The 15,416-nt window shown below is 30.6% G+C and carries 7 protein-coding genes; all 7 read right to left on the minus strand.

Going from position 1 to position 15,416, the window contains the following annotated elements:
• Positions 1-182: 182 nt before the first annotated feature.
• The gene (locus tag BTO07_RS04355; protein WP_087520064.1) at positions 183-1,847 is read right to left on the minus strand and encodes a family 16 glycosylhydrolase; all 1,665 of its coding nucleotides are present in this window, start codon (positions 1,845-1,847) and stop codon (positions 183-185) included.
• A gap of 12 nt (positions 1,848-1,859) precedes the next feature.
• Positions 1,860-4,001: a hypothetical protein gene (locus tag BTO07_RS04360; RefSeq protein WP_087520065.1), complete on the minus strand. Its 2,142-nt coding sequence runs from the start codon at positions 3,999-4,001 to the stop codon at positions 1,860-1,862.
• An 11-nt stretch (positions 4,002-4,012) separates the two neighbouring features.
• The gene (locus tag BTO07_RS04365) at positions 4,013-5,497 is read right to left on the minus strand and encodes a RagB/SusD family nutrient uptake outer membrane protein (RefSeq protein ID WP_087520066.1); all 1,485 of its coding nucleotides are present in this window, start codon (positions 5,495-5,497) and stop codon (positions 4,013-4,015) included.
• A 10-nt stretch (positions 5,498-5,507) separates the two neighbouring features.
• Positions 5,508-8,510 (minus strand): SusC/RagA family TonB-linked outer membrane protein, encoded by a 3,003-nt coding sequence (locus tag BTO07_RS04370; protein WP_087520067.1) that lies wholly within the window; start codon positions 8,508-8,510, stop codon positions 5,508-5,510.
• 221 nt (positions 8,511-8,731) lie between these two features.
• The gene (locus BTO07_RS04375) at positions 8,732-11,521 is read right to left on the minus strand and encodes a helix-turn-helix and ligand-binding sensor domain-containing protein (RefSeq protein ID WP_087520068.1); all 2,790 of its coding nucleotides are present in this window, start codon (positions 11,519-11,521) and stop codon (positions 8,732-8,734) included.
• A 116-nt stretch (positions 11,522-11,637) separates the two neighbouring features.
• Positions 11,638-13,752 (minus strand): glycoside hydrolase family 97 protein, encoded by a 2,115-nt coding sequence (locus tag BTO07_RS04380; protein WP_087520069.1) that lies wholly within the window; start codon positions 13,750-13,752, stop codon positions 11,638-11,640.
• A gap of 3 nt (positions 13,753-13,755) precedes the next feature.
• On the minus strand, positions 13,756-15,405 hold the full coding sequence (locus tag BTO07_RS04385; protein WP_087520070.1) for an alpha-amylase family glycosyl hydrolase: 1,650 nt from the start codon (positions 15,403-15,405) through the stop codon (positions 13,756-13,758).
• Positions 15,406-15,416 lie beyond the last annotated feature (11 nt).

Here is a 15,416-nt window from a genome sequence, read left to right on the forward strand (position 1 = left end):
TTTATTAGTTTGTTCTATTAAGCATTAATATTAAGACGTAAATTTTCTATTAAGCTACCACAACAAAGAATTGAAGTGAGCAAAAAACTTACGTTATAAAAATTTTATTAGAAATCGTTAAGATTTGAAAAATAAGGCCAGCAACTTTTAACTGACCTTATTAAATCAAATTCAAAAATCTATTATTCTTGGTATACTTTTACGTAATCAATTTCCATTGTATCTTCTGTAAATGCTGCATCAACAGTTCCTCCAAGAGATCCTCCCATTGCTACATTAAGAATTAAAAAGAAATCAGCATTAAATGGTAAATCAGCACTATTTGCTAACTCATAAAATTTAACATCATCTAAATAAATTTTAACTGCTGTATCTGTCCATTCTACTGTATATAAATGAAATTCTGAAGATGCATCTGCAACTGCAGTAGTTTCACCATAACTTGCATTAGAAGAACTTGCAGTATCAAACCAATGACAAGTACCTAAAGTGGTATTTTTATCAGCTCCAGTTTGCTCCATAATATCTATCTCTCCACAATGTGGCCAATTAGCAGTTGGAAAATTAGACCCTAACATCCAAATTGCTGGCCAAGTACCTGCAGCTGCAGGTAATTTTGCTTTCACTTCAATTCTACCATAAGTAAACTTACGTAACCCTTGAGATTTTAATCTTGCAGAAGTATAACCACCACTACCATCAGCTTTAGCTGTAATAATTAAAGAACCACCTTCTACTTTAGCATTATCTGCTGTATCAGTATATGTTTGTAACTCTCCATTACCCCAACCACCTGCACCTAGGTCGTAAGTCCAATTTGTAGCATCAGGAGCTCCATCTGTATTAAAATCATCTTCCCATACTAAGTTATTATAAGTATAGCTTGTGCCTTGAACAGGTTTTGTAGATGTAAATTTATGATACCAAGCAAATCCATCTCCAGCTTGAATTATTCTAACAATCATTTCATCTTTAGAAATAGAAATAATATCATAAGTTCCAGAACCTACGAACCATCCCATAAAACCTCCATCAGAAATTTCAAAACTTGTACCTCTATATGGTACATTATCATAAGAACCTTCTAAGGCCGCTTTAGAAGTTGAAGGTCCAAAAGAAACTGTTTTTACACCAAACATAGAAGTAGCTACTGTTTCATCATGACATTGGTCTCCTCCAACACCTAGATCTCCAGCATAAGTAGCAGGAATAAAAGCAGGACCAACAGTTTGTTCAAACGTAAGACCATTTGCTGTTCTAGTAAAAACAAATTCATTATCATACATACATCCTTTTTCAGCATCCCAAGCTTTAATACCATTCCACCAAGCTTCATATCCAAACTCACCATTTCCATAATCATCAGTAACTGGGCCTAAACCAACATGAACATCTTTGTCAGCTTGCCAGTACCATTTTTTATTATCACCAACGTTAGCACCACTTAATAAATTCTCTGCTTCAATATCAGAAAAAGAACTAAACACTTCTACGTCAATTGTTTTTGTTGATGAAACACCTCCTGTACCATTTGCTTTTACAACAACTGTATAAATGTTTACACCAACTTTAGAAAACCTTTTTGCTAATTCACCAGTAGGTGAAGCAGATGCAACTCCATCAAAATAATAAACATACGAAGACGCATTATTTGCAGTTGCAGAAAAGTTTACAGAACCACTCCCGTCTCCAAAAGGATTATTTGTATCAACCCCTACAATTTCTGCAGTAATAACGATGTCTGAAGGAGAAATAATTTCTCCAAATTGATAATCATTTTCTTGACAACTAAAGAAAGCAGTCATTACAGAAAATAAAATTATATAAATATTTTTAAATTTTTTCATTTTTTTTATATTTTAATTATAATAATTTATATCGTCTATATAAGCAATTACTGTATCATTGTTATTCTCAGAATTTACTTGAAGAACAACTCTACTAAAGTTTGTGATACTTAATGCATCAGTCACTCCTAAAACAGTATCACTTGCAAAATCGAACGTTACTTCTTGCCAAGTGTCTAATGCAATTTCTTTAATAATTTCTGATTGTCTTTCCCAAGGATTTCCATCTGAATCTTGTAATTTTAAAGAAATTTGATTTGGTTGACTGCCTGAAATACTAGATGATGGCACATAAATTTTTAATGAAAATTTAGATTTTGCATTCAAATCGTAATCTGGTGAAATATCAAAACGAACATTTGCATATTGTCCTCCAGTATCATTGTATTCTAAAACTGTATCAGAATCATTTAAAGCATCTTTAAATGGGTTTGCAAAAGTATTATTCATTCCACAATCATCTCCTGCCCAAGTTGTAATTGTACCATCTCCTTCAAAACTATCTTTTACGAATGGAGCTGTGTCTACAGCTGTTTCATTACCATAAGATAAATCATCTAAGTAAGCAATAACATTATCATTATTATTTTCTGAATTAACCTGTAAAACTACTCTTCTAAAGTTTGTAATACTTAATGGATTAGTAACACCTAATACATCATCATTTTCAAAATCAAAAGAAACTGTTTGCCAAGTATCTAATGCGATTTCTTTAATAATTTCTGATTGTCTTTCCCAAGGGTTTGAATCAGAATCTTGTAATTTTAAAGAAAGTTGATTTGGTTGACTTCCAGTTACACTAGAAGAAGGCACATAAATTTTTAATGTAAATACACTATTACCTCCAGATAAATCAAAATCAGAATCTTTATCAAAACGTACATTTGCATATTGTCCACCTGTATCATTGTATTCTAAAACTGTATCAGAATCATTTAAAGCATCTTTAAATGGATTTGCAAATGCATTATCCATTCCACAATCATCTCCAGCCCAAGTTGAAATATTTCCATTTCCTTCAAAATCATCAAAAACGATTGGAGTTCCTGTAGGTGATGGTGCTTTATAGAAATAAATATTATCTATAAATACTGTTCCAGCTCCTACAAACTTAAATTGTTTAAGCATGTCAACTGGTAAACCTTGATCTGTAAAATCTGACATTGGGATGTTAATCGTTGTCCAACTATTTGCTGTTAAAACTTTCGTTACAAACTTTTCGTCTGCAGGTTGCACACCATTTGGTAATGGATAAATATCTATACTTGTTGCATCTGGTGTCCAAATATCTAAGTGTAATATTTCCATAGATGAAGCATCAATTTCTGATCCTATGACTATTCCTTGATAATTTAAGTTACTATATTGTAACATTGCATCTCCATTTAAATCGAAAGCAGTATAAATTGTATTCTGACTCCAATTTGGATTAAATTCGGTTCCAGCAACATCTGTATAAGCATCACTAAATATAGAAATAACATCTACATCATTTCTAGCTGGTGGTGTAACAGTTGATGTTACAGGTGCTAAAATTTCAGTTACTTCAAAATCTTCAGTGTATTCTGTAGTTTCAATTGCCCCACCTTTTGCTATTACTTTTACTGAATATATCCCTGATTCAGCATATTGATAATTAACAACATCTCCAATATTTCCAGTTGCAGCTGGTTGAGTTATATCTGCTTCACCAGAATAAAACTCATAAGTAGCTGCATAATCTGCTGTTGCAGTAATATTTACTTGCTTTGAAACTGCTGCATCATTATCTAAAGCTGCTACTAAATTTTGAGGCGCCTTAAAAGAAACTACCAATTCTTGAGTTGCTTCTACAGCATCTCCTTTAATATTGTAAGCTACAATTTTTACAGTGTAGTTACCTTCAGCATAAGTATGCTGAACATTCTTTCCTAATTCAATATCTTTTTCTACTGGAGATGAATCTCCTAAATCAACATCAAACAAAGTTGCTCCATCTGCAGTTGGTATAATTGTTACCAACCCAGAATTGTCTTGTGTTAAATTATAAGCAGCCGCAACATTAGTTGGAGGTGCTATGTTATTTAAGAAGTCTAGGCTTCTATCTTCTTCTGTACAAGCGCTAATAATTAAAAATATAATTAATGCCTTATATATTGTTTTAATTTTTTTCATACTTTTTTATATTAGTATTGTGGATTTTGTGACCAATTTCCTTGTGAAAACTGTATTTCTTCTAAAGGAATTGGGAAAACTTCGTTTTTACCAGTTGTAAAACCAGCAATTTGAGCCCCTCTACCTGTTCTAACCAAGTCAAAAAACTGGTGACCTTCACCTACTAATTCAACTCTACGTTCTTTATAAATTGCAGAAGTTAAATTAGACCCTGTTGTAGTAATGTTATTGTCTGCATTACCAAAAGCTCTTTCTCTAACTCTATTTAAAAAAGTTTTAGCTTTAGTATCATTTGGAGTTGATTTTCTATTGTTTGCTTCTGCAGCCATTAATAATACATCTGCAAAACGAATTGCTCTGTAGTTATTTGGATTTGTAATATTTAAATCTCCTGCAGCATCTGCACTTCTAACTCTAGGAATGTATTTTCTATTAAAATACCCTGTGTGTTCATAACCTGTAGTAAATTCTGCTCCAGTTGATGCAGCCCAAGCATTTATATCTAAAATTGCTACATCTTTACGATTATCACCAGCTTCAAATTCATCTACAACTTCTTGAGTTGGAACATTAAAACTAAACCCAGAAGTAAATAAAGTACCTTGATACCCTCTTACACCCTGAAAACCTACAGCTACATTACCTTCACTACATTGTAAACAACCAAATCCTGCTCCTTCTACATCTGTATATTGCACTTCAAAAACAGATCCAGTTCCGTTTTCACCAGCAAATTCGAAAATTTTATTATAATCAGACTCTAAAACGTAACCTCCATTGTTAATCACACTTTCTAAAATTGATGCAGCTTCTGTAAATTTATCTTGATATAAGTAAACTTTACCTAACAATGCTTCTGCAGCACCTTTTGTAGCTCTACCAGTTTGTGGAGCTGTGTAAGATAAGTTAGCAACAGCATATTTTAAATCTGCTTCAATTAAAGCATAAACATCTGCTTTTGGTGATCTTGGTAATGTTTTTTCATCACCTAAAACAAAACGTCCTTCTGGTTTAATAGGAATATCACCAAACCATTTAACTAATTCGAAATTGTAATATGCTCTTAAGAAATAAGCTTCTCCAAGCATTACATTTTTACCTGTAAAATCTGTTTTATCTTTAAATTCAATTATATAAGATGCTCTATTTACACCTCCATACATCCAACTCCATAAATTTTGAAGTTGAGCATTTATAGGAGAATGTGTCATATCATCTACTTGTTGATATCCAGGAACATCAGTTGCGCTCTCACCACCACAAAGTGTGTTGTTTGATGCAATCTCGCCCATTAATACATTTATAAATGTAGATTGTAATGGGTCATATGCAGCTACTAATGCATTATAGTAATCTGCTTCTGAATTGAAAAAAGATTCAGAATCTTCTGCATAAATCTTAGAATTATTTAAGTAATCATCTGAACAGGCGCTTAAAATAAATAAGCTTGCCATAAAGATGAATCCTAATTTTATTTTTTTATTGTAATTTCTCATCTTTTATTTTTTAAAATGTAACATTTAAACCTAATAAGAACTGTCTTGCAGATGGATATGTACCATAATCAATACCTGCACCAATTGCACCTCCATTAACTGTAGGATCAAAACCTGTATATTTAGTTAATATGAATAAATTATTGATAGATGTATATAATCTTAATTTAGTAAGGCCAACTTTTTCTAATAAGTCTGAAGAAAAATTATATCCAACTTGAATATTTTGAAGACGTAAAAAAGAAGCATCTTCTACAAAGAAATCTGAAAACAATTTATTGTTAGTTGCGTCATTTGTTACTCTAGGTACAGAATTACTTGTTCCTGCTCCTGTCCATCTATCTAAATAATAAGCAGGTTTGTTAACATTTGGTAAAAAACGTTCGAAGTTTCTAACCATATCTTTACCAACTTCTGCATATAAATAAGTAGCAAAATCCCAATTTTTATAAGTTCCAGAAATATTGAATCCCATATAAAAATCTGCTTGAGGCTTACCGATATTAACCCTATCCTCAAAATCTACAACTCCATCTCCATTTGTATCTTTATATCTAATATCTCCTGGTGATGTTACATTAGACCCAAGACCAGATTGTGATGGGTGTGAGTTTACCTCTGCCTGTGTTTGAAATATTCCATCAGAAACAAGACCGTAAAAATATCCAATTGGTTGCCCTACTTCCATTCTTGATGGTGCAGGATTACCAATAGCAAAACCACCACCTTCAACAAAAGCATCATCTAAAACTTCTGTAACCTCATTTTTAACATAAGTTACGTTGTAAGCTAAGTTTAATGAAACATCTTCTTTAGAAATAGCATTATAATTAATTGCTAATTCACCACCTATATTTTTAGATGTACCTGCGTTTACTGTAGGATTTGCGCCTCCAGGAGCTCCAGAACCTAACAATCCTGAAACTGGAAAGTTTTGAATTAATAAATCTTTTCTTGTTTCTACAAAGTAATCTGCTACAAATGATAATTTATCATCAAATAAATTAAGATCTAAACCAATATCTAATTTCTCTGCAGTTTCCCATGTTGCCTGTGGGTTTGGTAAACCACCTTGTGCAGTACCATCTACTAAAGAACCATCTAAAACATAAGTTCCTTCTCCACTTAATAAAGATCTATATAAATTATCTCCAACTAAGTTTCCTAATGTACCATAACTTCCTCTTAATTTTAAGAAACTAATTACATCACTATCTTTTAAGAAATCTTCATCAGAAACTTTCCAACCTGTTGTTACAGACCAAAAGTTATCAACTCTTTTATCTTCAGCAAATACCGAAGCTCCATCTCTTCTTATTAATCCAGAAAATAAATATTTTCCTTTATAATCATACTGAGCTCTACCAAAGAAAGATGTTAATCTTATATCTCCGTTACCAGTATTAAAACTTCTTTGTTCACTTTGTGTATTTGTTAAACTAATGTCTGCAAACTCATATGAGTTATTTGGCACATCAAAACCTGTAGCATAAATACCATCAAACAAATCATTCTGAACACTTGTACCTGCAGTAAAAGTTGCATTATGATCTTCTGCAAATGTTTTTTGATACGTTGCAAATGTTTCCCAATTTACACGAGTTGAGGTTGCTTTAAATTGATAGACAGAACTTTGAGTTTTGTTATAAACCTTACTTGAACCATACTCTTGAATTGGTGTAAATGAACGTTGTTTTTCGTTATAAATTTTATAACCAACACGTGAAACTATATTTAAACCTTCAATTGGTTTATATTCTAACTTAAAATTACCCTCAATACCATTTCCATTATTCTCTCCAAATGTATTTTGTAATAATGACAATGGATTTACAATTTCAATTCCTAAAAAATTATTAGTATCATTTTCATCTAGACCAAATGTTGGAGCATAATTTAATCCATTAAATAATAATGAACCATCAAACCCTTGAGAAGCCGATGTAAAATAATTAGCAATAATTGAAAAATTAAGCTTTTCATTAATATCAACGGCTAAATTTAATTTAATATTATTTCTAATAAAGTTAGATTTATCTTTAGCAATAATACCATCTTGTTCTGTACGAGATGCACTTATAAAATATCTGAAATTTTCTCCACCACCAGATAAACTAATATTGTGGTTCATTAACAATGCATCATTAAATAATTCATCTTGAAAATCTGAACCTTTACCTAATTGACCAATATTATTAAATGGTAATGTTTGACCACTTGCTGAATAAGCTTCATTTAAAATTAAAGCATACTCAGTTGCATTTAAATAATCAAGTTTTTTTGTTGTTTGTTGAAAAGCAGCATATGTATCATACTTTATAGTTGCTTTTTTATTTTTCTTTCCAATCTTAGTAGTAACTAACACAACTCCATTTGCACCTTTTATACCATAAATAGCTGCTTGTGCATCTTTTAATACAGTTATTGATTCAATATCATTTGGGTTGATACTATTTAAATCACCTTCATAACCATCAACAATAGTTAATGGCTGGTTATTTGTGTTAGAACTAACACCCCTAATCAAAATATTAACTTTTGCTCCAGGTGCACCAGAAGAAAGGTTTACTGCAACACCAGATGTTGTACCCTGTAATGCACTTGTAGCATCAATTGGTTTTAAAGCTTCTAGAGTTTCTTCACCTACAATAGATACAGATCCCGTAACGTCCTTTCTCTTTTGTTTACCATATCCAACTACAATAATCTCGTCTAACGATTCTGCCGACTCTTCTAAAGAAACATTTAACGTTTGACTATTAACTACCACTTCTTTAATGGCATATCCTAAATAATTAAAGACAAGAGTTACTCCCCTATCTACTTTAGATAGACTATACAGCCCATCAAAATCAGTTTCAGTACCAACGACTGTTCCTTTAATTATTATACTTACTCCAGGCAATGGATCGCCTGTTTTAGCATCCTTTACAACTCCCTTTACATTTAGAGTTTGTGCAGTTGCACAAAAACCTACGAATAGAAGGAATAACAATGTGATTTTTTTTCTCATGAATTAAGGTATTTATTATTTGAGATTAAAATTATAGTTAATTATTAGTTAAATGATAAAAACAACCAATACAAAAAGTATACATCTTAAAGAAAAAAGGATAAAAACACCAAATCAACAATAAATATAGGGCTCTACAACGTGTAATTAATTAACTAAAAAGTATACATTTTTAACCTTGTTGTGGTAATGTAGTGGTTAAATAAGCGGGTGTTGGGGAATTATATTTCTAAGATGTAATTTGTTAAGTTAGAATCATGAGGCAAGTCCATCTTTTTTCTTAATCTGTACCTTTTTACCTCTACACTTCTTGGAGATATATTAAGTAAAGGAGCTATTTCTTTTGAAGATAAATTTAACCTTAGGTATGCACAGAGCCTTAAATCGTTTGGTGTTAACCCTGGGTGCTTATCTTTTACTTTCTTAAGAAAGTTCTTGTCAGCATTGTTAAATGCCTCTTGAAACATTTTCCAGTCATCTGTATTGTTTAAGTTCTTATCAATAATCTTAACTACAGATGTTATACTTTTATCTCCACCGTTAATTAGTTCTAATTTTATCGTATTTAAGAAATCATTTTTCTTTATAATATTCATCGTAGAGGTTGCTAGTTCTCTATTCTTACTTTCTATATCACTCCTTAACTTATCGTTATTTAGTTTTATAATCTGCTGTGAGCTTTCTAATTCTTTTAATTCTGAATCTTTTTGGGCTTTTTCGAGTAATTCTTCTCTTTGCTTTTTATAATATCTTTTTGATGCAATGTGTACTAAATAAAACGCTAATAATGATAATATGACATAAAGCGTTATTAATGTATTCGATAGATACCAAGGTCTTTCTATTATAAAACTAAAAGCAGCTTCATTTACACTTACTTCTCCCCCAACAATAGCTCTAACTTTAAAAGTATAACTACCATAAGAAACGTTTTCAAATAAAACTGAATTAGAATCTGTAGGAATACTCCACTGTTTACTTTTACCTAATAAACGATACTGGTACTTTATGTTTGTTATTTTATTATAATTTGGAACACTATAAAAGAATTGAAAGTTATTTTCATTAGATGAAAATTTCTTCTTTAAAGACAAGTTCACTTTCGTTTTGGGGTTATCAAAAATAAAGTTATTTACATTATTAATTTCTACATTAAAACCTCCTGGACCATTTAAGTTGTTTAAGTTAACTAAAACATACCCATTAGAAGTCCCTATAAGATATTTTTCATTTTCAATATGAATAATATTTTCATAACCATACGTTGCTCTGGGCATAGAAGCTGAAACTGGTATACTTTTTATTGTTGGCTTATCACTTAATTTTCCTGGTATTAAATATTTAATATCTTCCTTTGAAAAAGACCAAAGCATATTATTTGATTTATTAAAAGCCAATTCACCAGAAATAAAGTTGTCTTCAGAAATCAATTGACTATATATATTGTCTCTTATAAAAACATCCTTTTTTTTATCATATAAGAAAACACCTCTCTTACTTGAATATAAAATTTTATCTTGATAAGAAATTAAACAGGAATGAAGCCCTTTAGCAAGAGACTCCTCTTTACTAATAGCCACAACTTTTCTATAATCTTGATCTAAGGTTAACTTAAAAACCCCTTTATATTCATGATTTACAAAAAATTTATTTGAATCATAATTAACAAAATACTTACTAGAATTATTAAAACCAGCTATTTTATTTCTTAATCTCCAAGTATTATTCTTTTTTTCAAGGATATACAATCCATCATAACAACCTTGAATAATCTTATTTTCATCAATTTGTTTTAACCTCCAAGTACCTTGCTTATTAAAAATTAGTTTTGATTTATTTTTATCAATCAAAAAAGTACCTGAATCATGTCCACAAAAAAGTGAATTATCAATAATATCTAAACTCCAAACTTGTCCTTGTGTATTTTCAATAAGTTTAAAACTGTCTTTAGATTCATTATTTCGGTAAAACAAACCTTGATTTGTACCTAAGTATAAATTACCCTCAAAGACTATTGACGAATAAACAGTACCAATAAAATCACTTTTCTTATTATAAATTCTGAAAGGAGAATTACTATTAATACAGTTAATTCCATTATCTAAACCTAACCAAATATTACTATCATTATCCTCAAAAACAGATAGCAACGTATTATTATTTAAACCCGATCCTTGTGTTATTTGGTAATTAACAGCACCATCACTATTTAAATATATAAAACCATCAGAAATTGTACCTAAGGCATAATCATTATTTTTTAACAATTTTGCGCTATAAACTGTTACATTTTTAAGAATTGATTCAGATGGAGTTTCCCATTTTGAGAGTTCATTTCCTTCTAAATAGAAGAACCCTGATTTTTGAGTAAGAAATAGTAATTTACCTTCTTTTTTAAAGATTTCTACTATAATATTTTCTTTTAAAATTTGATGATCAGAAACTAACTTCGGAACACCATTTTCAATTTTAAAAACACCTTTATTACCTTCTTGAAAATAAATAACATCATTTACTTTTGATAAAATATAAAGTCTAAATTCTGAATTTATAATCTTAACTTCATTTGTTTCTAAATTGTAGAGATAAATCCTTTCTAAAGATTTAAAAAGTACCCAACCATCAATTTCTAAGATACTCCAAATCTGCTCATCTTCTAGCATTTGGATATGCTGCTTCTTTACAATAGAATTAAACACCAATTCTCCATAATCGTTTTTTTTCCAAAAACCAAAATCCATGTAAAAACCAGTGTAGATTTTATCACCCAAAACCTTAACAGACCTCATTATGGTTTCATTTGGCGTAGGATATAACTGCCAAATTGCACCATTAAATTCTAATAAACCTTTATTATTGGCTACATAAATAAATTTATTTTCAGATTGTGATATTGCCCAGTTTTGGTTTTCAGCTTTATAATCTTTAGCTGTATAGGTCTTAATTGGCGGTAATTCTTGAGCAATACTTGAAAAAGAAATTAAAAGAAATAAAAAAATAATTCTATACATAATTGGTAACTCAATGTTCAGTTACCAATTTACACAAAATATCACAAAATAAAGATAAAATTTACGACTTGTATGGTTTTTGTATAGGTAAGAAAGACCCATTCAAAATTAACAAACTAACTCTTTTGCTTAATACTAATAGCAATTCCTCCTCCTTCAGCTAAATGAAAATTTAGTTTAGAAGTGTTTTGTAATTCTATAGTTTGAAACTCAATATCTAATGGATTTTTATCCCAATGAGCATTTTTCCCATCTTTATAAATCTTAGCTTCATACAATTGATCAGCATCTAAAAAGCTAAAATCGACTTCTATTTCTCTTGAGTTTTCATCTGTAATACTCCCTAAAAACCAATTACCAGTTGTACGTTCTTTTCTTGCGATTGTAACAAACTCGCCAACTTCTCCTCCTAAAACTTTTGTTTTAGACCAATCTACACCAACATCTTTAATAAATTGTAACGGTTTTGGGTTTGCTTCATAATGTTCTACTAAATCTGCAGCCATTTGAACAGGACTATAAATAACGACGTATAAAGCAAGTTGATGCGCCAAAGTTGTATTTACTTGATTCTCCTTTTTATACGCATCAAATTTAATATTAAAGATTCCTGGAGTAAAATCTATAGGTCCTGCTAACATTCGTGTAAAAGCTACAATTGGCAGGTGCTCTGGCGGGTTCCCTCCATCTCCAGACCAAGCATTAAACTCTTGTCCACGTAAACCTTCTCTAGAAATAATATTAGGATATGTTCTTCTTAAACCAGTTGCTTTTATAGGTTCATGTGCATTTACAGCAACTTGATATTTTGCCGCTTTTATAGCTGCATTGTTATATTGATTTACCATATATTGTCCATGATGGTATTCGCCTTTTGGTAAAATCTTACCAACATAACCAGATTTCACTGCATGCATTCCATATTTCTGCATTAAAGCGTATGCAGCGTCTTGTTGCTTTTCATATGTTTTTGTTGCTGCAGAAGTTTCATGATGCATAATAATTTCTACACCTTTAGATTTTGCATATTTAGAAATTTCATCAAAATTATAATCTGGATAAGGTGTAACAAAATCGAAAACTCCTTCTCTATCTTCAAAACCAATCCAACGTTCCCAACCAGTATTCCAACCTTCTACTAAAACACCTCCAATATTATTTTTTGCAGAAAAATCAATAAAACGTTTTACATTTTCTGTTGTTGCTCCATGTTTTCCATGTGCTTTACCTGTATCTGTCCATTTTCCATCAACCATTTCCATACCATAATCCCAAGAAGATTTCCCTAAATGCATTTCCCACCAAACACCTGTATATTTCATTGGCTTAAACCAAGAAACATCTCCTAATTTATTAGGCTCGTTTAAATTTACAATTAAGTTCGATTCAATTAAATCGGGCGCATTTTCTGTAATCTGAATCGTTCTCCAAGGAGTATTAAAAGGCAAAGTTCTTTTTACTTTATAAGTTGTATTTCTAGAACCAACTAAACTACTTTTAAAAGATAGATTTTTAGGATCTACTTTTAAAGTCATCCCAGAATAATCTACCAAAGCCGCTTCATGAAAACTTAAATGAATACCATCTTTACTAACTAAAGTTACAGGTGTATTAACAGCGTTTTCTGGAATACTTGTCTGCGCTAAGGCACTATTTACTTTATAATTTTTTGCGTCAATTTCTGATAACATTGTTGTACTATACAAATGCTCATAAATATCCCAATCTCCAGGAATCCAGAAGGTTTTATAGTCTTCTGTTAAATTGAATTGTGTATTCTCTTCTGTTATGAAAGCTTCTTTAAAATTGTCTTGTTTTGGAAATTCATATCTAAAACCAACTCCATCATTATAGACTTTAAAAACAATGTTTAACTTTCTTTTTAAGTCTGATTTTTCTTGAAGCTCAACTCGTAATTCATTGTAATAATTAACAACATCTAACTGTTCTCCCCAAGGCATTTGCCAGGTTTCATTAAATGCTTTTGTTGACGATTTAATGACTTCAAAATTATCAACAAATGACTTACTCTTTTCAAAATCAAAACCTAAAGACGATTTTTTTATAATCGATTTATCTTTAAATAAAACGGTATAAAAAGGTTTTCCTTTTTCATCTAAAGAAAACTCTAGAGAAATTGCTTCATCCGGAGAAACCAAAACTGTTTCTGGTTCAGCCCAACAAGATGATAAACTTGCACAAATAACAATCAAAAAAAATCTGATTTTCATAACTTATTTCTTTTCTAATAAAACAACCGTATCTTTTGATGAAAAACGAACTTTACCGTCTTTAACTTCTAAAGTTTGATTAGAATAAAAATCATTTACTTTTTCGCCATTCTCAAAGATTGAAGAAACAGTAATTTCTTTATTCCCTTTTGGCAAATTAAGTCCGATTACAACTTTATCATTATTCCGAACTCTAGAAAAAACCAATCCATTTTCTTCAGAAATTAATTCATGTTTTCCTGCTCCAACAGCCATATGATTTGCTCTAAATTGACCCAATTTTTGCCAATAATTTAGAATATTCTTTGTTTCTTCATTATTGTTAATATCATCCCAATTCATAAAAGAACGTAAAGTTGCATCTCCAACTGTACCTTTTATCGTTAAATTTCTTGAAGATTCATCGCCATAATAAACTTGTGAAGTTCCAGGAGTTAACAATAACATTGTTGCTGTTTTGTATGGTAATTTTCTTTCTTTATCAAACGGTTGACCATCATCATGTGAAGTCATATAATTTAATACACCATACCCTTTTAAACCGTTTTGAAGAATTGTATCATATTTATGAAATACATCTTTTTCAGACATTTGTTTCGCATTCCATTTAATTTCAAAATTGATTAAACTATTAAATGCTTTGTCAAAATAATTAACCTTTTTGTTTCCAAAATTAAATGCTTTTCCATCAGAAATGGCATAATTATACACTTCACCAACCAAATAAAAGTTATTATTATCTAATACTTTGTCTCTGTTATTTTTTTTGTATTCTGCAAAAGCATAATCACATTCTTGTTTAAATTCTTGCCACACAAATTCTTCTGTATGTTTTACTGTATCTACTCTGTAACCATCAATACCAAATTCTGTAATATAATCTGTTAACCATTTCATTATATAGAAACGTGGCGCTCTAGGGTGACCAGTTCTTGCAAAGAATTCTTCTAACTCTTGAACTTCTTGTTTATAACGTCCTTCAGCTTTCCATTTTGCAATTAATTCTTTTGGTAACGCTACACTTTCATCACTTTCTGTTTTAATATCTGGTAAATTTTTAACCAACGTACAGCTTACGGTGTTTTCGTAATTATTGTAAGAACATTGTGGGCCAGTTCTTACCCAATCACTTGGCCAAACAGGATCTTTACTTGTTACAGGACCCGTGTGATTAATTACAGCATCTAACAAAACTCTAATTCCGTTTTTATGAGCAATTGTAACCAATTCTTTTAAGTCTTCTTTTGTTCCAAAATTTGGATCGATTTTAGACCAATCTCTAGTCCAATACCCATGAAAACCATAAGATAAACCAGTTCCTTCGTCTACTCCACCATGAATCTGCTCTACAATTGGCGTCATCCAAATGGCATTAATTCCTAGTTTTGTAAAATAACCTTCTTTAATTTTTTGGGTAATACCTTTTATATCTCCACCTTCAAAACCACGAAGTTTTCCAGTTTCTTTAGTTCTATCAAAATTAATATCATTGCTTGTGTCTCCATTATTAAAACGGTCTGTTAACAAGAAATAAATGTTTGCTCCTTCCCAGACAAACTCTTTTGTTTCCATTTTAGCTATTTTTTTTGTTGATGTAGTTTCTTTACAGCTAATTAATGCTATTAAACTGATAATAAAAATGATATTTTTCATAATTACTTTTT

The sequence above is a fragment of the Polaribacter sp. SA4-12 genome (assembly GCF_002163675.1).
Classification (GTDB): Bacteria; Bacteroidota; Bacteroidia; order Flavobacteriales; family Flavobacteriaceae; genus Polaribacter.